At 69.8% G+C, this 22,198-nt stretch carries 21 protein-coding genes; 13 read left to right on the top strand and 8 right to left on the bottom strand.

Features of this window, described 5'->3' with window-relative positions; translation table 11 throughout:
* Positions 1-8 precede the first annotated feature (8 nt).
* Positions 9-479: a GNAT family N-acetyltransferase gene (locus ACZ7L7_RS19575; RefSeq protein WP_472076654.1), complete on the bottom strand. Its 471-nt coding sequence runs from the start codon at positions 477-479 to the stop codon at positions 9-11.
* 97 nt (positions 480-576) lie between these two features.
* On the opposite strand from ACZ7L7_RS19575, the gene ACZ7L7_RS19570 reads away from it, so the two are divergent.
* Positions 577-1,041: a MerR family transcriptional regulator gene (locus ACZ7L7_RS19570; RefSeq protein WP_285516352.1), complete on the top strand. Its 465-nt coding sequence runs from the start codon at positions 577-579 to the stop codon at positions 1,039-1,041.
* Complete coding sequence (locus ACZ7L7_RS19565) at positions 1,038-2,057, top strand: aldo/keto reductase (RefSeq protein ID WP_472076652.1); 1,020 nt, start codon at positions 1,038-1,040, stop codon at positions 2,055-2,057. The genes ACZ7L7_RS19570 and ACZ7L7_RS19565 overlap by 4 nt, the downstream gene beginning before the upstream one ends.
* Positions 2,058-2,064: 7 nt before the next feature.
* Here ACZ7L7_RS19565 and ACZ7L7_RS19560 read toward each other — a convergent pair whose 3' ends face one another.
* The 3 genes from ACZ7L7_RS19560 to ACZ7L7_RS19550 all read right to left on the bottom strand — a co-directional run bounded on the left by ACZ7L7_RS19560 (position 2,065) and on the right by ACZ7L7_RS19550 (position 4,917).
* On the bottom strand, positions 2,065-2,916 hold the full coding sequence (locus ACZ7L7_RS19560) for a DUF4429 domain-containing protein (protein WP_285516378.1): 852 nt from the start codon (positions 2,914-2,916) through the stop codon (positions 2,065-2,067).
* Positions 2,917-2,973: 57 nt separating this feature from the next.
* Complete coding sequence (locus ACZ7L7_RS19555; RefSeq protein WP_453606113.1) at positions 2,974-4,191, bottom strand: alpha/beta hydrolase; 1,218 nt, start codon at positions 4,189-4,191, stop codon at positions 2,974-2,976.
* Positions 4,192-4,290: 99 nt separating this feature from the next.
* Complete coding sequence (locus ACZ7L7_RS19550) at positions 4,291-4,917, bottom strand: TetR family transcriptional regulator (protein ID WP_472076650.1); 627 nt, start codon at positions 4,915-4,917, stop codon at positions 4,291-4,293.
* 65 nt (positions 4,918-4,982) lie between these two features.
* Here ACZ7L7_RS19550 and ACZ7L7_RS19545 point away from each other — a divergent pair, with 65 nt between their 5' ends.
* Together ACZ7L7_RS19545 and ACZ7L7_RS19540 are read left to right on the top strand one after the other, a co-directional pair.
* Positions 4,983-6,575, top strand: coding sequence for an MFS transporter (locus tag ACZ7L7_RS19545; protein ID WP_472076648.1), 1,593 nt, complete (start codon positions 4,983-4,985; stop codon positions 6,573-6,575).
* 296 nt (positions 6,576-6,871) lie between these two features.
* Positions 6,872-7,162, top strand: a complete 291-nt coding sequence (locus ACZ7L7_RS19540) for a small hydrophobic protein (RefSeq protein WP_453606117.1) — start codon at positions 6,872-6,874, stop codon at positions 7,160-7,162.
* Between the two features lie 108 nt (positions 7,163-7,270).
* On the opposite strand, the gene aceE is transcribed toward ACZ7L7_RS19540, so the two are convergent.
* A complete protein-coding gene (aceE, locus tag ACZ7L7_RS19535; protein WP_471593200.1) occupies positions 7,271-10,018 on the bottom strand; it encodes a pyruvate dehydrogenase (acetyl-transferring), homodimeric type in 2,748 nt (915 codons plus the stop codon).
* Positions 10,019-10,402: 384 nt separating this feature from the next.
* Here aceE and ACZ7L7_RS19530 point away from each other — a divergent pair, with 384 nt between their 5' ends.
* The 6 genes from ACZ7L7_RS19530 to ACZ7L7_RS19505 all read left to right on the top strand — a co-directional run bounded on the left by ACZ7L7_RS19530 (position 10,403) and on the right by ACZ7L7_RS19505 (position 14,933).
* Complete coding sequence (locus ACZ7L7_RS19530) at positions 10,403-10,843, top strand: DUF3052 domain-containing protein (protein ID WP_285516345.1); 441 nt, start codon at positions 10,403-10,405, stop codon at positions 10,841-10,843.
* 140 nt (positions 10,844-10,983) lie between these two features.
* Positions 10,984-11,442 (top strand): peroxiredoxin, encoded by a 459-nt coding sequence (locus tag ACZ7L7_RS19525; protein ID WP_285516344.1) that lies wholly within the window; start codon positions 10,984-10,986, stop codon positions 11,440-11,442.
* 113 nt (positions 11,443-11,555) lie between these two features.
* A complete protein-coding gene (locus tag ACZ7L7_RS19520; protein ID WP_093720091.1) occupies positions 11,556-12,131 on the top strand; it encodes a calcium homeostasis/redox stress adaptation protein in 576 nt (191 codons plus the stop codon).
* A 108-nt stretch (positions 12,132-12,239) separates the two neighbouring features.
* On the top strand, positions 12,240-12,815 hold the full coding sequence (locus tag ACZ7L7_RS19515; RefSeq protein ID WP_285516343.1) for a TerD family protein: 576 nt from the start codon (positions 12,240-12,242) through the stop codon (positions 12,813-12,815).
* A 145-nt stretch (positions 12,816-12,960) separates the two neighbouring features.
* Complete coding sequence (locus ACZ7L7_RS19510) at positions 12,961-14,103, top strand: DUF475 domain-containing protein (RefSeq protein WP_472076645.1); 1,143 nt, start codon at positions 12,961-12,963, stop codon at positions 14,101-14,103.
* A gap of 89 nt (positions 14,104-14,192) precedes the next feature.
* Positions 14,193-14,933, top strand: coding sequence for a TerD family protein (locus ACZ7L7_RS19505; RefSeq protein WP_472076643.1), 741 nt, complete (start codon positions 14,193-14,195; stop codon positions 14,931-14,933).
* 15 nt (positions 14,934-14,948) lie between these two features.
* Here ACZ7L7_RS19505 and ACZ7L7_RS19500 read toward each other — a convergent pair whose 3' ends face one another.
* Positions 14,949-15,791, bottom strand: a complete 843-nt coding sequence (locus ACZ7L7_RS19500; RefSeq protein ID WP_472076641.1) for a TerD family protein — start codon at positions 15,789-15,791, stop codon at positions 14,949-14,951.
* Between the two features lie 186 nt (positions 15,792-15,977).
* Here ACZ7L7_RS19500 and ACZ7L7_RS19495 point away from each other — a divergent pair, with 186 nt between their 5' ends.
* From ACZ7L7_RS19495 to ACZ7L7_RS19485, 3 genes are read left to right on the top strand one after another with little or no spacing between them, the layout of a single operon-like run.
* Entirely contained in the window at positions 15,978-17,144 is a 1,167-nt protein-coding gene (locus ACZ7L7_RS19495) for an HpcH/HpaI aldolase/citrate lyase family protein (protein ID WP_472076639.1), read from the top strand.
* Between the two features lie 21 nt (positions 17,145-17,165).
* A complete protein-coding gene (locus ACZ7L7_RS19490; protein ID WP_472076637.1) occupies positions 17,166-19,601 on the top strand; it encodes a phosphoribosyltransferase in 2,436 nt (811 codons plus the stop codon).
* Positions 19,601-20,410, top strand: a complete 810-nt coding sequence (locus ACZ7L7_RS19485; protein WP_472076635.1) for an HAD family hydrolase — start codon at positions 19,601-19,603, stop codon at positions 20,408-20,410. The genes ACZ7L7_RS19490 and ACZ7L7_RS19485 overlap by 1 nt, the downstream gene beginning before the upstream one ends.
* Here ACZ7L7_RS19485 and ACZ7L7_RS19480 read toward each other — a convergent pair.
* Complete coding sequence (locus ACZ7L7_RS19480; RefSeq protein ID WP_285516337.1) at positions 20,407-20,616, bottom strand: FmdB family zinc ribbon protein; 210 nt, start codon at positions 20,614-20,616, stop codon at positions 20,407-20,409. The genes ACZ7L7_RS19485 and ACZ7L7_RS19480 overlap by 4 nt on opposite strands.
* 32 nt (positions 20,617-20,648) lie before the next feature.
* Complete coding sequence (locus ACZ7L7_RS19475) at positions 20,649-22,022, bottom strand: hypothetical protein (protein ID WP_472076633.1); 1,374 nt, start codon at positions 22,020-22,022, stop codon at positions 20,649-20,651.
* Positions 22,023-22,198 lie beyond the last annotated feature (176 nt).

Below are 22,198 nucleotides of genomic sequence, written 5' to 3'. Positions count from 1 at the left end.
TAAGCCGCTCACAGGTGCAGCCGCATCGAGGGGTCCGGGTCGCGGGTGAAGCCGAGGGAGCCGTACAGCGGTTCCGCCGCCTCCGTGGCGGTCAGCATCACGTAGCCCGCGTCCTTCGTGCGGAACCAGTCCAGCAGGTCCTCCATGCAGGCCCGGGCGTAACCGCGGCGGCGGGCCGTGGGGTCGGTGGCGACGCTGAACACGTAGCCGATGCGGCCGTGCGGGTTGCCGGAGCGGCCGATGCGGTACTCCAGGGTCCCGGCGGCCAGGGCCGCCAACGCACCCGGGCGGTCGGGGTGGTCGACCACGAAGGCGGCGAAGTCGTCCTCGGGGGAGGACAGCCGGGCGCGCAGAGTGGGCAACGACTCCGCGTGCCAGTCGGTCTCGCCGGGCTCCGGGGCCATGGAGTCGATCATCACCTGACGCAGCGTCAGCACTTCGGCGGCGTCCTCGGGCGTGGCTCGGCGTACGAGGCTCATGCGTCGCACGCTAGTGAAGGTGATCACCTCATGTCCCCCGGTTTTCTTACCGCTTCCGCTTGCTTGGAGCGCACTCCAAGGCCATAGCGTGGAGCGCATGACGGTGATGGAGACCACGGGTACCAGGACCGACACCTGCGCGGGCCCGCCCAGCCCCGACCGCCGCCCCGACGGGCAGGACAGCTACACCATCAGCGAGGTCGCCGCGTTCACCGGCCTGACCGCGCACACCCTGCGCTGGTACGAGCGGATCGGCCTGATGCCGCACATCGACCGCTCGCACACCGGCCAGCGCCGCTACAGCAACCGCGACCTGGACTGGCTCGACCTCGTCGGCAAGCTCCGGCTCACCGGCATGCCCGTCGCCGACATGGTCCGCTACGCCGAACTGGTCCGCGAGGGCGACCACACCTACGGCGAGCGCTACGAACTCCTGGAGCAGACCCGCCGGGACGTGCTGTCCCGGATCGCGGAACTCCAGGACACGCTCGCCGTCCTCGACCGCAAGATCGCTTTCTACGGCGACGCCGGGCGCGCCCTGGCGTCGGAAAGGCCCCGATGACCGACAACAGCAGGATCGCGACCGTACAACTGGGCGACAAGGGCCCCGAGACGGGAGTGCAGGGCCTCGGCTGCATGGGCATGAGCTTCGCCTACGGCCCCTCGGACGCGAAGGAGTCCCGCGCCACCCTGGAACGGGCCCTGGAACTGGGCGTCACCCTCTACGACACCGCCGACGCCTATGGCGCCGGCGAGAACGAACTCTTCCTGTCCCCGTTCTTCCGCGCTCACCGCGACGAGGTCGTCATCGCGACCAAGTTCGCCCTGTCCGTCCCGCCCGGCGAGCCCACGCGCCGGGTCATCCGCAACGACGCGCCCTACATCCGGCAGGCCGTCGAGGCGAGCCTGAAGCGCCTGGACGTCGAGACCATCGACCTCTACTACATGCACCGGCGTGATGTGAACGTCCCCATCGAGGACACCGTCGCCGTCATGGCCGAACTGGTCCGCGAGGGCAAGGTCAAGCACCTGGGCCTGAGCGAGGTCACCGCCGCCGAACTGCGCGCCGCGCACTCGGTGCACCCGATCGCCGCCGTGCAGTCGGAGTGGTCCCTGTTCAGTCGGGACATCGAGGCCCATGTGGTCCCGGCCGCCCGGGAACTGGGCGTGGCCCTGGTGCCGTACTCCCCGCTGGGCCGGGGTTTCCTCGCCGGTTCCTTCGGCTCGGCCGACAAGGACCTCACCGAGGACGACTTCCGCCGCCAGCAGCCCCGCTTCACCGGCGACAACGCCACCGCCAACGCCGCGCTCCTGGCGCCGATCCGCAAGATCGCGGACGCGCACGGCGTCTCCCTGGGCCAGATCGCCCTCGCCTGGGTCCAGCAGCAGGCCAAGGTCCACGGCCTGCCCGTCGTCCCGATCCCCGGCACCCGCAAGCCGAGCCGGGTGGCGGAGAACACGGCCGCCACCCGGATCGAACTGACCGCCGAGGAACTGGGGTTGCTGGAGCCGATCGCCGGACAGGTCGCCGGGGACCGGTACGCGGACATGACGTTCACGTCCGCCGGCCGGGAGTGACCGACGCCTACAACTCGGCCAGCAGTTGGGCCTTCTTCACCGAGAACTCCTCGTCGGTGACCAGCCCGGCCTGGTGCAGCTCCCCCAGGTGACGGATCCGCTCGGCGATGTCCGCGGGGTCCCGGCGCGGCGCGACCGCCGCCGGGACCGCGGGCCCCGCCGAGCGCACCGCCGCGAGCACCGACGCCGCGAACGGCAGCGACTCGTGCACCGGCCCGTACCCGAGCCCGAACACCACGGCCGCCGGGTCGTGGTCGGCCTGCGCCGGGGCGTCGACCCCGCGCCTGAGCAGTCGCAGATACCCCTCGAACACCTCGGGGGAGCGCCACTCCACGCCGGTCAGGTCACCGATCGCGAAGGACTGGTCGCCCGCCTTCCACTTCGCCGAGGACGCGCCCGTCCAGAACCAGCGGAAGGAGACCGTGCGTCCGTCGAAGGACGCCTTGCCGTCGTACGCCTTGAACGACCGCGGCGGCTCGGGCGCCGCCACCAGGAAGCGGTCGGCCGGACCGGACTCGCCCAGCTGCGCCTTGAGTTCGTCGGCGTAGTACTCCGCGAGGGTCTCGCGGTCGGCCGGCAGTACCAGCCGGTAGGGGTCGCACCCTTCCTTCAGCTGTCCGTCCGCCGCCTCCAGCAGTGGATCGGCCCCGGGCCGCAGCTCGGCGCGGAGCACCACCGTCCCGCGCTTGCCCGGCGACAGGGTCACCCCCGAGATCGCCGACAGCGGCACCCGGCGTTCCCCCAGCGCCTGGAGGAGCTTGGGTGTTCGCATCCCCCGTTCGTAACGGATGAGCACGGAGTCGGACTCGAACTCCCAGGCGGCATGAAATCCGGCCAGTACGTCACCCATGCGGCTCATCGTATGCGGCACGAGCTCCTCCGTCGCCTCCTCGCGCAGACCGTAGTTTCTGCGCCTCTACGCGCGTCCGACCTTCGTGGTGCCGGACAAACCCTCCCGACAGTCTTCGCCATCTTCGGCGCACTGCACCGACTCGTACGAGCCAACCCCGATCTCGGCGAAGTTGCGCACGCTGTCCGTGTCCGGCTCGAAGTAGCCGCTGTGGCCCTCCGCGTCCCGCGCCGACAGCAGCCGCGCCCCGAAGCCCTCGGCCACCGGGTCGGCGCCGTGGCCGAGCCCGCCCAGCTCCAGGTTGGGCACGTCCGCGATCCAGTCGTCGGCGTCCCGCATCGCCCACACGCGGGCCGAGGTGCCCAGGTGGGACACATGGGCGACGCGCATCCCGGGGCTGCCGGCCACCGCGATGTCGGCCACCCGGTCGGGCAGCTCGTCCGCGGCGACCCCGCACACCACCGAGCCGTAGCTGTGGCAGAACAGCGAGACCGGGGAGCTTCCGGGCAGCGCCCGCACCAGCGCGTTCAGCCGAACCGCGCCGCTCGCCGCGCGGCCCGCGCTGGCCGACTCGATGCCGAGCCCGCCGGGCGCGGTGTAGTCGGCCCACGCGATCACCGCCGTACGCGTCGCCGGGGCGGCGGTGCGCTCGGCCGCGTACAGCGACTGCGCCATGCCGACCGGTGCCGAGTACTTGCGGTAGCTGCGCTGGAAGGTGAGCACATCGGTGTCGACGCCGGGGACGACCACCGAGACGCGCTGGGCGCGGTCGAGGTCGCCGAAGACCTCGGCCACCCGGCCCGAGCCCGCCGGGTCGAAGGCGAGGATGTGCCGTCCGGGGCTCATCAGCGCCTCGTAGCGCTCCATCCGGCGGCCCGCCTCCGCCTGTCCCGCGCGCGACAGCCGGCGGTCGTGCATCCGCTCGCGCTCCACCTTGCGGGCCTGCAGCAGCGCCACGCGGTTGGCGCGGTAGCGCAGCTTGACCGGGGCGCCGTTCATGTTGCCGACCGCGAGCGGGTAGCGGCGCACCAGGGCGGCGCTCTGCTCGTTGGTGAGCGTGGCGAAGAAGCGGGCGAGCAGCGCCGGTTCGGAGTTCGGAGAGGGCAGATCGCGTCCGGCTATCCGACCCTTGTCCCAGGCGGCGAGCGATGCCTGCAGCGGCGGCGTGGTGCGCTGGTTGCGCAGCGCCGTCCAGCCGGTGGTCGTCAGCATGACGAACACCACGGCCAGCGCGAGCAGTGCGCGCCAGACGTTCAGTTGCGGGGACGTGTCGAAGGAAGTCACTGGGAGGACACACTAGGAGAACGGACGGGTCTCGCGTTAACCGAGTGACCGGGATCACGTTTCGTGATACATCCCGCCGCTCCCGCCGCCCGCCCCCGGTCAGCCCTGCCGCCACCTCTCGGTCAGCGCGGGTCCCACCTGTTCCAGGTAGGAGACGGTCAGTTCGCGGATTCCGGCCAGGCTGAAGTCATCGCCCTGGCTCCACTGCCGCTCCGTGACGCGCATCACTCCGCCGAAGACCGCCACCGCCAGCCGCGGCCGGGGATCGGCGTCCACATCGAGCCCCTCGCGCTCGGCCAGCACCCGCGCGATCTTCTCCTCCGTCTCCGCCGAGCGCCGCAGATGCGCGGCCAGCAGCGAGGGCGTCGACTCCACCTGCCGGTACATCCGCAGATGCAGCTCCACCGGTACGACCGACTCGATGGCCTCGTTGAGCCCGTCCCAGCTCTCCAGCACCGCCCGCCGCAGCGCCTCCATCGGCGCCTCCCCGGGCGGCCTGCTGCGTACCGCCTCCACGTAGTACGCCTCCACCATCTCCTGGACGGCGAAGGCGGCCTCCTCCTTGTTGGCGAAGTAGCGGAAGAAGGTGCGCTGGGAGACATCGACGGCGGCGGCGATGTCGTCGACCGTCGTCTCCTCGTAGCCGCGGGTGGTGAACAGTTCGAGCGCCGCGCGGAGCAGCGCGATGCGGGTGCGCTGCTTCTTGCGCTCGCGAAGTGTCTGCATATGCGTCAGTTACCGACTTGTGAATTGGTTTGTCAATTGTCAGAGGCTGTCACTAGCCTCGGGGCATGACTAGTCAGACCATCGTCGACAAGGCGCCCCAGGACGCCGCCCCGCCGTCAGGGCTTCGTGGGCATCCCTGGTTCACGCTCATAACCGTCGCCGTGGGCGTGATGATGGTGGCGCTGGACGGCACCATCGTGGCCATCGCCAACCCGGCCATCCAGAAGGACCTCGGGGCCACCTTCGCCGAGGTCCAGTGGATCACCAACGGCTACTTCCTGGCCCTCGCGGTCTCCCTGATCACCGCGGGCAAGCTCGGCGACCGCTTCGGGCACCGGCAGACCTTCCTCATCGGTGTGGTCGGCTTCGCCGCCGCCTCCGGCGCGATCGGCCTGTCCAGCAGCATCGGCCTCGTCGTCGCCTTCCGGGTGCTCCAGGGCCTGTTCGGCGCGCTGCTGATGCCGGCCGCGCTCGGTCTGCTGCGGGCGACCTTCCCGGCCGAGAAGCTCAACATGGCCATCGGCATCTGGGGCATGGTCATCGGCGCCTCCACGGCCGGCGGCCCGATCCTCGGCGGTGTGCTCGTCGAGCACGTCAACTGGCAGTCCGTGTTCTTCATCAACGTGCCGGTCGGCATCCTCGCCCTCGTCCTCGGCGTGCTGATCCTGCTCGACCACCGCGCCGAGAACGCCCCGCGCTCCTTCGACGTGCTCGGCATCGCGCTGCTCTCGGGTGCGATGTTCTGCCTGGTGTGGGCGCTCATCAAGGCGCCGGAGTGGGGCTGGGGCTCCACCTCGACCTGGTCGTTCATCATCGGCTCGGTGGCGCTGTTCGCGGTCTTCGGGTTCTGGGAGACCAAGGTCAGGGAGCCGCTGATCCCGCTCGGACTGTTCCGCTCCATTCCGCTGTCGGCGGGTGTGGTGCTGATGGTCCTGATGGCCATCGCCTTCATGGGCGGCCTGTTCTTCGTGACGTTCTACCTGCAGAACGTGCACGGCATGAGCCCGATCGACGCGGGTCTGCACCTGCTCCCGCTCACCGGCATGATGATCGTCGGCTCGCCGCTCGCGGGCGCGCTGATCACCAAGCTCGGCCCGCGGGTCCCGCTGGCGGGCGGTATGGCTCTGACGGCCATCGCCATGTACGGCATGTCCACGCTGGAGACGGACGCCAGCAGCGGCGTCATGTCGGTCTGGTTCGCGCTCCTCGGCCTCGGCCTCGCGCCGGTCATGGTCGGTGCCACCGAGGTCATCGTCGGCAACGCGCCCATGGAGCTGTCCGGTGTCGCCGGTGGTCTCCAGCAGGCCGCCATGCAGATCGGCGGCAGCCTCGGCACGGCCGTGCTGGGCGCCGTGATGGCCTCCAAGGTGGACAGCGACCTGCCCGGCAACTGGGCCGAGGCCGGCCTGCCGAAGCTGTCGGCGGCCCAGGAGGCGCAGGCGGCCGAGGCGGTCCAGGTCGGGGTCGCTCCGGTGGCCGCGGACACCCCGCCGGAGATCGCCGCGAAGATCACCGGCGTCGCCCACGACACCTTCATCTCCGGCATGAGCCTCGCGTCGCTGGTCGCGGCCGGTGTGGCGGCGGTCGCCGTCGCGGTCGCGTTCCTGACCAAGCGGGGCGAGAACGCGGAGGCGGGAGCGGGCGCCGCGCATATCTAAGGCCCGCTCCGGGCAAGGGGTTTCACCCGGCTTTCCCCTATCAGGGTGACAAAGCTAAAGATTCCTCGATCCCGGCACGCGCCGCGGTTCACAGTGGGTCAAGCCCTCCGTACGGCATGTTCCTCGGGCACGTTCGTACGGCAAGGGTGCCCGGTGCTGCGGCGCGCTGCCGGAGGGGGACAGCGCGCCGCCGGCCGGAGGACCAGGGGGAGTTGAGGAGGAGTAACTCCTCCCCACTGGGTACCCGCGCGGGGAACCGAATCCAACCCACGACCGGTTCCCGGGAGTTGAGTTCCATGGCGGGCTTCGGAAACGGAACGCGCAGGCACCCCCGCACACGTGGCCGCACACGGTCACGGTCCGGGCCGGATCGCGCGACCCTCGGCGTCATCGGCGTCATCTGCGCGGTGGCCGGCTTCTTCACCCTGGGCCTCGTCCTGGGCCCGGCGGCCGTCCTCTGCGGCTGGCTCGCGATGGACCGCACCTGGTCCGGCAAGCGCCCTCTCCCGGCCCTGATCGCCGTGGTCCTGGGCGCGATCGACACACTGCTGGCCCTGCTGTGGCTAGCGGGTCCCTGGCCGATGTGAAGCGGCGGGGGTCTTCTTCACCCGGCGCCCCGATGTTCGTATCGGGCGCGGACGCCGAAGGGCCGGAGGCTTTTGCCTCCGGCCCTTCGGCGGCTCAGCCGCGCAGCGCTACGCGTCGCCGCCCGCCGCGCCCGGGTCCGCCGCCGAGACGTCCAGCAGCTGGTACCGGTCGATCGCCTGCTTCAGCGCCGAGCGGTCGACCTTGCCCTCCTTGGCCAGCTCCGTCAGCACGGCCACCACGATCGACTGCGCGTCGATGTGGAAGTACCGGCGCGCCGCGCCCCGCGTGTCGGCGAAGCCGAAGCCGTCCGCGCCCAGCGACTGGTACCGGCCGGGCACCCAGCGGGCGATCTGGTCCGGAACCGCGCGCATCCAGTCGGAGACGGCCACGAACGGACCCTGCGCCCCGGACAGCTTGCGGGTCACATACGGCACCCGCTGCTCCTCCTCGGGGTGCAGCAGGTTGTGCTCCTCGCAGGCCACGGCCTCGCGGCGCAGCTCGTTGAAGGAGGTCGCCGACCAGATGTCGGCCTTCACGTTCCACTCCTCGGCGAGGATCTTCTGCGCCTCCACCGCCCACGGCACCGCGACACCGGAGGCGAGGATCTGCGCCGGGATCGAGCCCGCCGTGCCCTCGCTGAACCGGTAGACGCCCTTGAGGATGCCCTCGACGTCCACGTTCTCCGGCTCGGCCGGGTGCTGGATCGGCTCGTTGTAGACGGTGAGGTAGTAGAAGACGTCCTCGCCGGGCTTCCCGTCCGCCGTCGGCCCGTACATCCGGCGCAGACCGTCCTTGACGATGTGCGCGATCTCGTAGCCGAATGCCGGGTCGTAGGCGACGCAGCCCGGGTTGGTCGACGCCAGCAGCTGGGAGTGGCCGTCGGCGTGCTGGAGGCCCTCGCCGGTCAGTGTCGTACGGCCCGCGGTCGCGCCGAGTACGAAACCGCGCGCGAGCTGGTCCGCCATCTGCCAGAACTGGTCACCGGTGCGCTGGAAACCGAACATCGAGTAGAAGACGTAGACCGGGATCAGCGGCTCCCCGTGCGTGGCGTACGCCGAGCCCGCCGCGATCAGTGAGGCCGTGCAGCCCGCCTCGGAGATGCCGTCGTGCAGCATCTGCCCGTTCGGGGCCTCCTTGTACGCCAGCAGCAGCTCCCGGTCCACCGACTCGTACTGCTGCCCGAGCGGGTTGTAGATCTTCGCACTCGGGAAGAAGGAGTCCATGCCGAACGTGCGGTACTCGTCCGGCGCGATCAGCACGAACCGCCTGCCGATCTCCTTGTCCCGCATAAGGTCCTTCAGCAGCCGGACAAAAGCCATGGTGGTGGCGATGGACTGCTGACCGGAACCCTTCTTCACAGTCGCGTACGTCTTGTCCTCGGGCAGCGGCAGCGGCTTCGCCCGCACGACCCGGGTCGGCACATACCCGCCCAGCGCCTTGCGCCGGTCGTGCATGTACTGGATCTCCTCGCTGTCCCGACCCGGGTGGTAGTACGGCGGCGCGCCGGACTCCAGCTCCTTGTCGGGGATCGGCAGGTGCAGCCGGTCCCGGAAGCGCTTGAGGTCGTCGACCGTCAGCTTCTTCATCTGGTGCGTGGCGTTGCGGCCCTCGAAGTTCGGCCCCAGCGTCCAGCCCTTGATCGTCTTGGCCAGGATCACCGTCGGCTGGCCCTTGTGAGCCTTGGCCGCCGAGAACGCCGCGTAGATCTTGCGGTGGTCGTGGCCGCCGCGCCCCAGGTGCAGGATCTGGTCGTCGGTCATCCCCTCGACCATCGCCCGCAGCCGGTGGTCGTCACCGAAGAAGTGCTCACGGATGTACGCGCCGGTCTCGGTGGCGTACGTCTGGAACTGCCCGTCCGGCGTGGTGTTCATCTTGTTCACCAGCACGCCGTCGCGGTCCTGCGCCAGCAGCGGGTCCCAGCTGCGGTCCCAGACCAGCTTGATCACGTTCCAGCCGGCGCCCCGGAAGATCGACTCCAGCTCCTGGATGATCTTGCCGTTGCCGCGCACCGGCCCGTCGAGGCGCTGGAGGTTGCAGTTGACCACGAAGGTCAGGTTGTCCAGGCCCTCCCGCGCGGCGATGGACAGCTGGCCGAGCGACTCCGGCTCGTCCATCTCGCCGTCGCCCAGGAACGCCCACACGTGTGACTTGGAGGTGTCCGCGATCCCGCGCGCCTCCATGTAGCGGTTCATCCGCGCCTGGTAGATCGCGCCGATCGGGCCGAGGCCCATCGACACCGTCGGGAACTCCCAGAAGTCCGGCATCAGCCGCGGGTGCGGGTACGAGGACAGCCCGTGCGGCGCCCTGGACTTCTCCTGCCGGAACGCGTCCAGGTTCTGCTCGCTGAGCCGGTCCAGCAGGAAGGCCCGGGCGTAGATGCCCGGCGAGGCGTGGCCCTGGAAGAAGACCTGGTCGCCGCCGTCGCCCTCGTCCTTGCCGCGGAAGAAGTGGTTGAAGCCCACGTCGTACAGGGAGGCGGAGGAGGCGAAGGTGGCGATGTGCCCGCCGACCCCGATGCCGGGGCGCTGGGCCCGGGACACCATCACCGCGGCGTTCCAGCGGGTCGCGTTCAGGACCTTGCGCTCGATCTCCTCGTTGCCGGGGAAGAACGGCTCGTCCTTGGTCGCGATCGTGTTGACGTAGTCCGTGCTGCGCATCTCGGGCACGGCCACGCGCTTCTCGCGGGCCCGCTCGATCAGCCGGAGCATCAGATAGCGGGCCCGCTCACGCCCGCGCTCGTCGACAGCGGCGTCGAGGGAGTCGAGCCACTCCTTGGTCTCCTCGGGATCGAAGTCAGGAACCTGACTCGGAAGGCCGCCAATGATGATCGGGTTGCGATCGGATCCGGAAGCCACGCTGGTCCTTACCTGTCAGAGGGCTGGTTTTCGGGGCTTGCTTCGGCTTGCTTCAGGGCTTGTTTCCGGTGTTTTGCTCTGTCTGCGCCGATCCCCATCGTGTACCTCGGGACGGCAAACGTCATCTCTACTGCGAGGTAATCCAAGCGTGGTCCCCTCGGAGGGTTCTCAAAACCGCAAAGAGGGCAGAACGGTGTGGCGTGTGTCACCTTGGGGTGTGACGTGATGACGCTGGTTGGGGTGACACGGCACGGAACGTCACCGTTTCGGCGGTCCGCACGGCCGGGTACTTGCGCGATCCGTCCCGCCCGTGTGGACTACGGCCAATGCTTCGCGCACGCGCGTGGCTGAGTTATTCCCGAAGACATGATCTGGAGGCAACCCGTGAGCGCGACCGCGGACCACGCGGAGGAGCGGACGAACCCTGCCGTCAGGCTGGGGTTCCAGCCCGAGCAGGTGGTCCAGGAGATCGGCTACGACGAAGACGTAGACCAGGAACTCCGCGAGGCCATTGAGGAGGTCATCGGAAGTGACCTCGTGGACGAGGACTACGACGACGTCGCCGATGCCGTGGTGCTGTGGTTCCGCGACGAGGACGGCGACCTGACGGATGCGCTGGTGGACGCCATCACGTACATCGAGGAGGGCGGCTCGATCCTGCTGCTGACGCCGAAGACCGGACGTGACGGCTACGTCGAGCCGAGCGACATCTCCGAAGCCGCCACCACGGCCGGACTGTCCGCGTCCAAGAGCGTCAGCGTCGGCAAGGACTGGAGCGGCAGCCGGCTGGTGACGCCGAAGGCGGCGAAGTCCGGCAAGAAGTAGCCCTTGGGGCCTGTCGTCAGGCCCTGGCCCGGCACACCGGACGGGCCGACTCCGGTCGGCCCGTCCGCAGGCCTTCGGTGATCCCTGCGTAGGGTGGGCTACGACCACCCGAACAGCCTCACCGAAGGGACCCGCCGCAGATGGCCATCCAGGTCGGCGACAAAGCCCCCGACTTCGAGCTCAAGGACAACCACGGCCGGACCGTGAAGCTGTCCGACTTCCGCGGCGACAAGAACGTCGTGCTGCTCTTCTACCCGTTCGCCTTCACCGGCGTGTGCACCGGCGAGCTGTGCGAGCTGCGGGACAACCTGCCGAAGTTCACCGACCGCGACACCCAGCTGCTCGCCGTCTCCAACGACTCCATCCACACCCTGCGCGTCTTCGCCGAGCAGGAGGGCCTCGACTACCCCCTGCTGAGCGACTTCTGGCCGCACGGCGAGGTCTCCCGCGCCTACGGCGTCTTCGCCGAGGACAAGGGCTGCGCGGTCCGCGGCACCTTCGTCATCGACAAGGAGGGCGTCGTCCGCTGGACCGTCGTCAACGCCCTGCCGGACGCCCGTGACCTGAACGAGTACGTCCAGGCGCTCGACACCCTGTGATTCTTCGGTTCCAGGGCCTGCGTGCCACGGGAACCCCTCACTAGGATCGACACGTTGATCCGATATCACACGCACGGCGGGGCTCCCCGCCCCTGAACACCAATGGAGGACTCGTGGGAGTCAGCCTCAGCAAGGGCGGCAACGTATCGCTGACCAAGGAGGCCCCCGGCCTGACCGCGGTCATCGTCGGTCTGGGCTGGGACGTCCGCACCACGACCGGTACGGACTTCGACCTGGACGCCAGCGCGCTGCTGCTGAACAGCTCCGGCAAGGTCGCCAGCGACGCGCACTTCGTCTTCTTCAACAACCTCAAGAGCCCGGACGGCTCCGTGGAGCACACCGGTGACAACCTCACCGGTGAGGGCGAGGGCGACGACGAGCAGATCAAGGTCAACCTCGCCGCCGTCCCGGCCGACGTCGAGAAGATCACCTTCCCGGTATCGATCTACGACGCCGAGAACCGGCAGCAGTCCTTCGGCCAGGTCCGCAACGCGTTCATCCGCGTGGTGAACCAGGCCGGTGGCGCCGAGATCGCGCGCTACGACCTCAGCGAGGACGCCTCCACCGAGACCGCGATGGTCTTCGGTGAGCTCTACCGGCACGGTGCGGAGTGGAAGTTCCGCGCCATCGGCCAGGGCTACGCCTCCGGCCTGCGCGGTATCGCGCAGGACTTCGGCGTGAACGTCTGAGCCGCGTCACCACCCGCGCTCCAACCGCCCGGCGCCGCACGGTTTGCGTGCGGCGCCGGACGTGCAGGGAAACAACCAAAGAAGCTTGACCTGGGGAGGACCAGCATCATGGGCGTCACGCTCGCCAAGGGGGGCAACGTCTCCCTGTCCAAGGCCGCACCGAACCTCACCCAGGTGATGGTCGGGCTCGGCTGGGACGCGCGCTCGACCACCGGAGCCCCGTTCGATCTCGACGCCAGCGCGCTGATGTGCAGCGGCGGACGGGTGATGGGGGACGAGTGGTTCATCTTCTACAACCAGCTCAAGAGCCCGGACGGCTCCGTGGAGCACACCGGTGACAACCTCACGGGTGAGGGTGACGGCGACGACGAATCGCTCCTGATCGACCTGTCCAAGGTGCCCGCCCAGTGCGACAAGATCGTCTTCCCGGTCTCGATCCATATGGCCGACGAGCGCGGCCAGACGTTCGGGCAGGTCAGCAACGCGTTCATCCGCGTGGTGAACCAGGCCGACGGCCAGGAGCTCGCCCGTTACGACCTCAGCGAGGACGCCTCCACCGAGACGGCGATGATCTTCGGTGAGCTCTACCGGTACCAGGGCGAGTGGAAGTTCAGGGCGGTCGGCCAGGGGTACGCGTCCGGTCTGCGGGGAATCGCCCTGGACTTCGGGGTCAACGTCTCATAACGCGTTGGCAACGCTCGTAACGCGTTATGAGCAAAAGTCGGGGGCCCCTGGGGTTCGAGGGACTGACGACTACACTGCGGCTTCAAAAGTTCGTAAAGCCGAGTACGGCACGGGGGAGACCCGTACATACAGGATTGGGTAGCCAGTGGTTCTGAAAACCTTCGGCTGGTCGTTCGCGGTCACCGCGCTCGGCCTCGTCGCAGCGGTCCTCTTCGGGGGGTGGACCGCCTTCGGCATCGTGGCGATCCTCTCCGTCCTTGAGATCTCGCTGTCCTTCGACAACGCGGTGGTCAACGCCGGGATCCTGAAGAAGATGAATGCCTTCTGGCAGAAGATCTTCCTCACCGTGGGCATCCTGATCGCCGTCTTCGGTATGCGGCTGGTCTTCCCTGTCGTCATCGTCGCCATCAGCGCCTCGATGGGCCCCATCGAGGCCGTCGACCTGGCGCTGACCGACAAGGACCGTTACGAGCAGCTCGTCACGGACGCCCACCCGGCGATCGCCGCCTTCGGCGGTATGTTCCTGCTGATGATCTTCCTGGACTTCATCTTCGAGGACCGGGACATCAAGTGGCTCGCCTGGCTGGAGCGGCCGCTGGCCAAGCTCGGCAAGGTCGACATGCTGTCGGTCTGCGTGGCGCTGGTGGTGCTGCTCATCAGCGCCATGACCTTCGCGACCCACGCGCATCTGCACGCGGGCAGCGCGGACAAGGCAGAGACGGTTCTGCTCTCCGGTATCGGCGGTCTGATCACCTACATGGTGGTCGGCGGTCTCTCCGGCTACTTCGAGGACAAGCTGGAGGAAGAGGAGGAGCGCGAGCACGAGGAGGAAGAGGAGGCCGCGCGCACGGGCAAGCCGCGCTCGGCGGTCGCCCTCGCCGGCAAGGCCGCGTTCTTCATGTTCCTCTACCTGGAGGTCCTGGACGCGTCCTTCTCCTTCGACGGCGTGATCGGCGCCTTCGCCATCACCAACGACATCGTGCTGATGGCGCTGGGTCTGGGCATCGGCGCGATGTACGTCCGTTCGCTCACCGTCTACCTGGTCCGCCAGGGCACCCTCGACGACTACGTCTACCTGGAGCACGGCGCGCACTACGCCATCGGCGCCCTGGCCGTGATCCTGCTGGTCACCATCCAGTACCAGATCAGCGAGCTGATCACCGGTTCCATCGGTGTCATTCTGATCGCCTGGTCCTTCTGGTCCTCGGTGCGGCGCAACCGGGCGCTCGCGGCGGCCGAGGGAAAAGCGGAGGCCTCGGACAGGACTGAGGTCTCGTCCGGGGTGTGACACCACTCGGTATGAGGAACGCTTCTTGACGGGGCGGCCGGTCTCCGGCCGCCCCGTTCTCCTTGCTTGACCGGCGTGTGGGGGCGGGAATGGGCTTGTTGGACGGGCTGCTGTGGCGTGGGCGCAGCCCGCAGTTCGACTCGGGAAGTGCGTCGAGCAACGCGATCGAGCTGACCAAGCGGCACGGTCAGGTCTCGCTGACCAAGCAGGACGCGGCCACCGGTCATCTGCGGATCAATCTGAACTGGCGGATGCGCAGCTCCGACATAGGCGGGCCGCAGCGGGAGAGCCTGCTGCGGCACCCGTTCAAGGCGCTCAAGCCGCCGGAGGTCGTCGCGCACAGCCAGAGCATGGTCAATGTCGACCTGGACCTGGGGTGCCTGTATGAGCTGGCGGACGGCACCAAGGGCGTCGTCCAGCCGCTGGGCGGCCTGCTCGGCGATGTGAACTCACCGCCGTACGTCAAGCTCAGCGGCGACGACCGGTTCGGCTCGGCCTCCGGCGAGACGATGTACATCAACCTCGACCAGCGCGAGCACATCAAGCGGCTCTTGGTCTTCGTCTACATCTACGACCAGACGCCGGCCTTCGACCGCACCGAGGCCACGGTCACCCTCTTCCCCAGCAACGGCCCCCGCATCGAGATCGGCCTCGACGAACGCCACCCCCTGGCCCGCTCCTGCGCGGTGGTGATGATCGAGAACGTCAAGGGCGAACTGATCGTCCGCCGGGAGGTCAAGTTCGTCTACGGCTTCCAGGCCGAACTGGACCGTCTGTACGGCTGGGGCCTGCAGTGGGGCCGCGGCTACAAGACGAAGGCGGACCGCTGACCCGCCCTGGCCCCGTTACCGCCCGATGAACTGCGGACCCTGCGGGGGCAGGCGGAACTCGCCCGCCGGGACCGGGGCCGGGACCGGCGCCGGGGCGGGCGGGTAGCCGTAGCCGCCCTGGGCAGGCTGGGCGGTGGGGTGGGGGTAGCCGTAGGCCGGCTGGGTGGTGGGCGGCGGGGCCTGCGGGGTCTGGGGAGCCTGGGGGTAGCCGTACGCGGGCTGCGGGGGGACCACGGTCGTGGGCTGCTCCGGCGGCAGCGGCTGCGACTTCGGCTCCTCCGCGGGCTCCTCTGGCGCGGCGGCGGCCGCCTCCTCCGACTCGTCCACCGAGATGCCGAAGTCCGTGGCCAGGCCCTTCAGACCGTTGGAGTAGCCCTCGCCCAGGGCGCGGAACTTCCAGCCCTCCCCGCGGCGGTACAGCTCGCCGCAGATCAGCGCGGTCTCCTTGCCCGTCTCCGGCTTGATGTCGAAGTACAGCAGCGGCTCGCCGTCGGCGACGGACGCGTCGTACAGCAGGATGCGCAGCGACCGTACGAGGTCGAAGGTCGCGCCGTCCGCCGATGCGACCAGGTAGATCTGGCTGACGTCGGGCTCGACACCGGCGAGGTCTGTCTGGATCGTGTCGGTGAGGCCCTCGGCCAGCCGTTTCTTGCCGAGCCGCCAGACCTTCCCGGAGGGGTGTCGGGGCTGGTTGTAGAAGACGAAGTCCTCGTCGGAGCGCACCCGACCGTCGGGGCCGAGGAGCAGCGCCGAGGCGTCGACATCCGGGACCCCCTGCCCGGGCGTCCACCGGAGCACGGCACGTACAGTCGTGGCTTCGAGCGGGACGTTCGACCCCTTCAGCATCGCGTGCGTCATGCGGTCATCCTGCCCTCTCGGTAGTGATCACGACAACGCGGGGGTACATGATCAGCGCACCGTGTCCACAGCCGCGTTACCAGAAATTCATGCCCGGCGGGAACCCCTGACAGAGGTATCTACGTACTATTACCGGCCACCTGCGAACGGTTCACAGGGGTCGCTCAGCCACCACGGGGGAGTTTTATGCGTCATTTCGGGCACATCGCCCCTGAGGTGCGGCGTCGCCTCTTCCATCAGCAGCCGTGCGAGTTCGATGCGGACTCCCCGGCCCGGCTGCTCGCCGCCGCCCTGGGAGCCACCCTGTACAGCCCGGCCACCCGGCCCCGGCTGGCGGACGACGTCCGCAAGCAGGCCGCTCGCGGTGTCGTGTCGATGGTGCTGTGCCTGGAGGACTCCATCGGCGACGAGGACGTGGCCGCGGGCGAGGAAAACCTCGTACACCAGTTCGCCGACCTCGCCACCGGCGACCGGTCCGCCCTGCCGCTGCTGTTCATCCGGGTGCGCACACCCGAGCAGATCCCCGACCTCACTCACCGCCTCGGCCCCACCATCGCCCTGCTCTCCGGCTTCGTGCTGCCCAAGTTCACCGAGGAACGCGGCATCCCGTTCCTGGAGGCCCTCGCGAGCGCCGAGGTCATGAGCGGGCGACGCCTGTTCGCCATGCCCGTGCTGGAATCGCCCGAGCTGCTCTTCCGCGAGTCCCGCGTGGAGACCCTGGAAGGGATCTTCCGGGCGGTCGACAAGTATCGTGAGAGAGTGCTCGCGCTGCGCCTCGGCGTGACCGACTTCTGCTCCTCCTACGGTCTGCGCCGGGCTCCCGACATGACGGCGTACGACGTCCAGATCGTCGCCTCCGTCATCGCCGACGTGGTCAACATGCTCGGCCGCGCCGACGGCACCGGCTTCACCGTCACCGGCCCGGTGTGGGAGTACTTCCGCGCGCAGGAACGTATGTTCAAGCCCCAGCTGCGCCGCAGCCCCTTCCTGGAGGGCCAGGCCGAGCAACTGCGCGAGGCCCTCATCGAGCACGCCATGGACGGACTGCTCCGCGAGATCGCCCTCGACCAGGCCAACGGCCTCACCGGCAAGACCTGCATCCACCCCTCCCACGTCCTGCCCGTGCACGCGCTGTCCGTCGTCAGCCACGAGGAGTTCAGCGACGCCCAGGACATCCTGCGCCCCGAGAGCGGCGGCGGAGGCGTGCTGCGCTCGCAGTACACGAACAAGATGAACGAGGTGAAGCCGCACCGCGCCTGGGCCGAGCGGACCATGCTGCGCGCCGAGGTCTTCGGAGTGGCCAACGAGGACGTGGGCTTCGTGGAGCTGCTCGCCGCCGGAATCCCCGGCTGACCACCGACAACCAAGGGACGCATGAACAACGCAGTGAACAACGGGGTCTGGTCCGGCACCTGGGTCGCCCAGCGGCTCGGCGTCGAACTGGAGGGCGACGACACCCTCAAGGACCTGCTCGGGCTGGCCCTGCGCCGCAACCCCAAGCGGGCCCACCTCCTGGTCTCCCACGTACTGGGCAAACACATCCCGCAGTCCCCCACCGTCGTCTACGGCCACGGCTTCACCCTCGGCCGCCAGGTGCGGGAGCTGCTGGGCGCCGACGAGGCCGCGCGGGCGGTCGTCCTCGGCTACGCGGAGACCGCCACCGGACTCGGCCACTCCGTCGCCGACGGCGTCGGCTCCGCGCCCTACCTGCACTCCACGCGCCGCCCCGTCCCCGGAGTCGCCCCCGCGGGCGGCTTCGAGGAGTCCCACAGCCACGCCACCTCGCACCTGCTGCTCCCCGAGGACCCCACCCTGCTGCTCGGCGACGGCCCGCTCGTCCTCGTCGACGACGAGTTCTCCACCGGCAACACCGTCCTCAACACCATCCGCGACCTCCACGAGCGCTATCCCAGGCGCCGGTACGTCGTCGTCGCCCTGGTCGACATGCGCTCGCCCCAGGACACCCGGCGCCTGGAGGCCTTCGCACGGGAGATAGGCGCCCGCGTCGACCTCGTGGCCGCCGCCTCCGGAACTGTCACCCTGCCGGACGGCGTGCTGGACAAGGGCCAGGCCCTCGTCGCCCAGCACGAGCAACCCCACACCCCCGCACTCGCCGAACACCGGCCCGCCGCCGTGCGCCGCGTCGACCTGCACTGGCCGCACGGCCTGCCCGACGGCGGACGCCACGGCTTCACCCAGGCCCACCGAATACGCCTGGAGAACGCCCTGCCCGCCATGGCGGCCCGCCTCGCCGAAGCCCTCCCCGAGGACGCCCGCCGCGTCCACGTCCTCGGCTTCGAAGAGCTGATGTACGCCCCCCTGCGCCTGGCCCGCGAACTGGAGCAGATCACCGACGCGGAGATCCGCTACTCCACCACCACCCGCTCCCCGGTCCTCGCCGTCGACGACCCCGGCTACGCCATCCGCACCCGCCTGGTCTTCCCCGCCCACGACAATCCCGCCGACGGCCCCGGCGACCGCTACGCCTACAACGTCGCCGGATCCGGCTTCGACACCGTCGTCGCCGTCGTCGACTCCGCCGCCGACACCCCCGAACTGCACGCCCCCGACGGCCTGCTCGCCCAGCTCCGGGCCCACACCGCGCAGGTCCTCCTCGTGGTGGTCCCCTCGTACGCACCCGAAAGGCCCTCGATGCTGCCCGAGCCCCTGCGCGGCCCCGCCTTCTCCTCGTACGCCCCCGAGGAGGTCGGCTGGCTCCTCCAGGACCTCTCCGACGTCACCCTGGAGGCACCCACCGAGGAACGCGAGGAGGCCATCCAGAGCGGCGGCGCCCACTACGCCGAGTCCCTGCCCGTGGAGTACCAGCCCAGCGAGCAGTACCAGCAGCTCTTCCAGACCGCGCTGGAGGAGTCCGCGGCCCGCCTCGCCCAGGCCGTCGGCGCGGTCACCGAGGTCGTCCTCGCCGAACGCTCACCCCGCCCGGTCCTGGTCTCCCTCGCCCGCGCCGGAACCCCCGTCGGCATCCTCATGCGCCGCTGGGCCCAGCACCGCCACGGCCTGGACCTGCCGCACTACGCCGTCTCCATCGTCCGCGGCCGCGGCATCGACGCCAACGCCCTGCGCTGGCTCGCCGCCCACCACGACCCCAGCGACGTCGTCTTCGTCGACGGCTGGACCGGCAAGGGCGCCATCACCCGCGAACTCACCGCCGCCATCGAGGAGTTCGAGGCCACCGAGGACATCACCGGCTTCGACCCGGAGATCGCCGTACTGGCCGACCCGGGCTCCTGCGTCCGCACGTACGGCACCCGCGAGGACTACCTCATCCCCTCCGCCTGCCTCAACTCCACCGTCTCCGGCCTGATCTCGCGCACCGTGCTGCGCGCCGACCTGGTCGGCCCCAATGACTTCCACGGCGCGAAGTTCTACCGCGAACTCGCCGGCGCCGACGTCTCCGTCGCCTTCCTCGACGCCGTCGCCGCCCGCTTCACCGAGGTCTCCGACGCCGTCGACGCCCTCGCCAAGGAACTCCTCTCCGCCGACCGGACCCCAACGTGGGAGGGCTGGGCGGCAGTCGAGCGCATCAGCGAGGAGTTCGGCATCCACGACGTGAACCTCGTCAAGCCCGGCGTCGGCGAGACCACCCGCGTCCTGCTGCGTCGCGTACCGTGGAAGATCCTGGCCCGCGCAGGCGCCGGCGCCGACCTGGACCACGTACGCCTGCTGGCCGAACAGAGAGGGGTCCCGGTGGAAGAGGTCACCGAACTGCCGTACACCTGCGTGGGGTTGATCCACCCCAAGTACACGCGGGGCGCGACGGGCGCCGACGGCAAGGCGGTGAACGCCTGATGCCGGTGCTGGTGGCCAGCGACCTGGACCGCACACTCATCTACTCCTCGGCGGCCCTCGCCCTCACCATGCCGGACGCACGGGCACCCCGGCTGCTCTGCGTCGAGGTGCACGAGAGCAAGCCGCTGTCGTTCATGACGGAGACAGCGGCCCACCTGCTCACGGAACTCGGCGACACGGCGCTGTTCGTCCCCACCACGACCCGCACCCGCAAGCAGTACCAGCGCATCAACCTCCCCGGCCCGCCCCCCACTTACGCGATCTGCGCGAACGGCGGCCACATCCTGGTGGACGGCGTCTCCGACCTCGACTGGCAGGCCCGGGTCACCGCCCGGCTCGCCGAGGAGTGCGCACCGCTCGACGAGATCCGCGCCCACCTCATGGCGACCGCCGACCCCGCCTGGGTCCGCAAGCACCGGGTCGCCGAGGACCTCTTCGCCTACCTGGTCGTGGAACGGGAACTGCTGCCCGAGGAATGGGTGAAGGAACTGGCCGTCTGGGCGGAGAACCGCGGCTGGACCGTCTCCCTCCAGGGCCGCAAGATCTACGCCGTCCCCAAGCCGCTCACCAAGAGCGCGGCCCTGCACGAACTGTCCCGCCGCACCGGCGCCGACCTCACCCTGGCCGCCGGCGACTCCCTCCTCGACGCCGACCTCCTCCTCGCCGCCGACAAGGGCTGGCGCCCCGGGCACGGCGAACTCGCCGACGCCCAGTGGACGGCACCGGGCGTCAGCGCCCTGCCGGAACGGGGAGTACTGGCGGGGGAGCGGATTCTGCGGGAGTTCCTACGCCAGTGCCGCAGGCCTTAGCCGCAGCAACCGCCGCCGCAGCAGCCCCCGCCGCCACCCTTGGGCGCGGGGGCGCTCGCCGTACCGCCCACGGCGACGGTGGACAGCAGCTTCACCGTGTCGTCATGTCCCGCCGGGCACTGCGCGGGGTCGGAGGACTGAGCCATGGGACGGCTGACTTCGAACGTGTCACCGCAGGTCCGGCACCGGTAGTCATAGCGAGGCATGCGCACAGGTTAACCGGGGCCGGGCCACCGGGTCAGCCGCCCGAGGCCCCTCGCTCCTCCCGTATCTGCGCGACGACCCGCGCCACGGTCTCCCGCACCCCCTCCAGCTCCGTCAGGAAGTGCCAGTAGTCGGGATGCCGCCCCTCCAGCGTGCCCACGGCCCGCTCAAGCCGGGCGACCGAATCGTCGAGCGGCCGGGCGTGCCGGGGATCCGGGGTGTTCCGCCCGGCCATGGCCAGCCGCTGGGCGTCCCGGATCGCGAACCGCGTACGGTCGATCTCCGCGGCGGGATCCTTCTGTACGGCATTCAGCCGCCGCAGCCGGTCACCGGCGGCGGAGACGGACTCGTCGGTGGAATTGAGCAGCGCCCGCACCGTCGACAGCAACGCCGTGGCGTCCGGCCACCGTTGCTCGTCCCGTGCGGCCTGCGCCTCCTTCAGCTTCAGCTCGGCCTGCCGCACGTTCTCCCCGGCCTGTTCCGGCACCCCCTGGAGGTCCTGCCAGCAGGCCACCGTGAACCGCCGCCGCAGCTCGCTCAGCACCGGCTCGACCTGCTCGGAACGCGTGGTCAGGGCCTGCGCCCGAGTCCGCAGCGACACCAGCCGGTGATCGATCTCGGCGGCCCGCTCCGGCAGCCGCTCGGCCTCCGCGCGTACGGCCTCGGCCTCCCGGGCGACCCGCTCGGCCCGCTCCAGCGTCTGCGGCACCCCGTGCTGCCCGGCACCCTGGTTCAGCTTGGTCAGCTCCGGCGCCAGAGTCGCGAGCCGGGCGGCGAGATCATCGGCCTTCAACCCCGAGCCCCGTACGGCGTCCAGGGCGTTGGAGGCCGCCAGCAGCCCCTGCCGGGCCCGCTCCACGGCGGGCGCGAGCCGCGCGAGCTGCGTCTCGGCCTTGCCGAGCAGCGGCCCGAGCCCGTCCGCGAACCGATCCAGCTCCCGCTTGACGTTGGCCAGCTCGTCCTTGGCCCTGGTCAGCTCGGTCCGGGCCCGCGCCGCGGCCGAGGCCTCCAGATCGTCCCGATCCAGGTCATGGGCATCCACGGCCTGGATGTACTGATGACTGACCTCGTCGATCCGCCGGCTGATCGCCTCGAAATCGGCGACGGCACGCCGGGCGGCGGGGGAGTCGTCGACAGCGGTGATCGTCTCTATCGAGATCCGCAGGTCACGCTGGGCGGTGTCCAGCTCGTAGAACGCGGCCGCCGCGTCGTCCTTCGCGGCCTGCGCCTCCGCCCGCTGATTCTCCGCCCGCCCGCCGAACCAGCGCCGCGTACCGCCCCCGGCGAAAGCGACGGGCAACACGAGCGCGGCGACAAGAGGCAACGCGAGCAGAGTCACGGCGTCCCCAACCACACGACGTGCACGCAACACCAACGGCGAGTCCGACTGCGATGGTGTCGCCGTCACATCCCTCTCCCGTGCTGTGGTCCGCCCTGCCCGGCGCTGTCATTCTCCCACCGGTTAATGACGAACACACGGGCCGGTTAGTTCGCGGTTCGGACCGTGACTTTCCCGTCGCAGGCGTGAGCGCGCACGACATGAGCACTGGAGGAGTCCGGGGCACGTCCATCAGGGAGCGAGTC

It is taken from the genome of Streptomyces sp. NPDC110618, from assembly GCF_055657065.1.
This window is presented reverse-complemented; position numbering and strand designations above follow the sequence as displayed.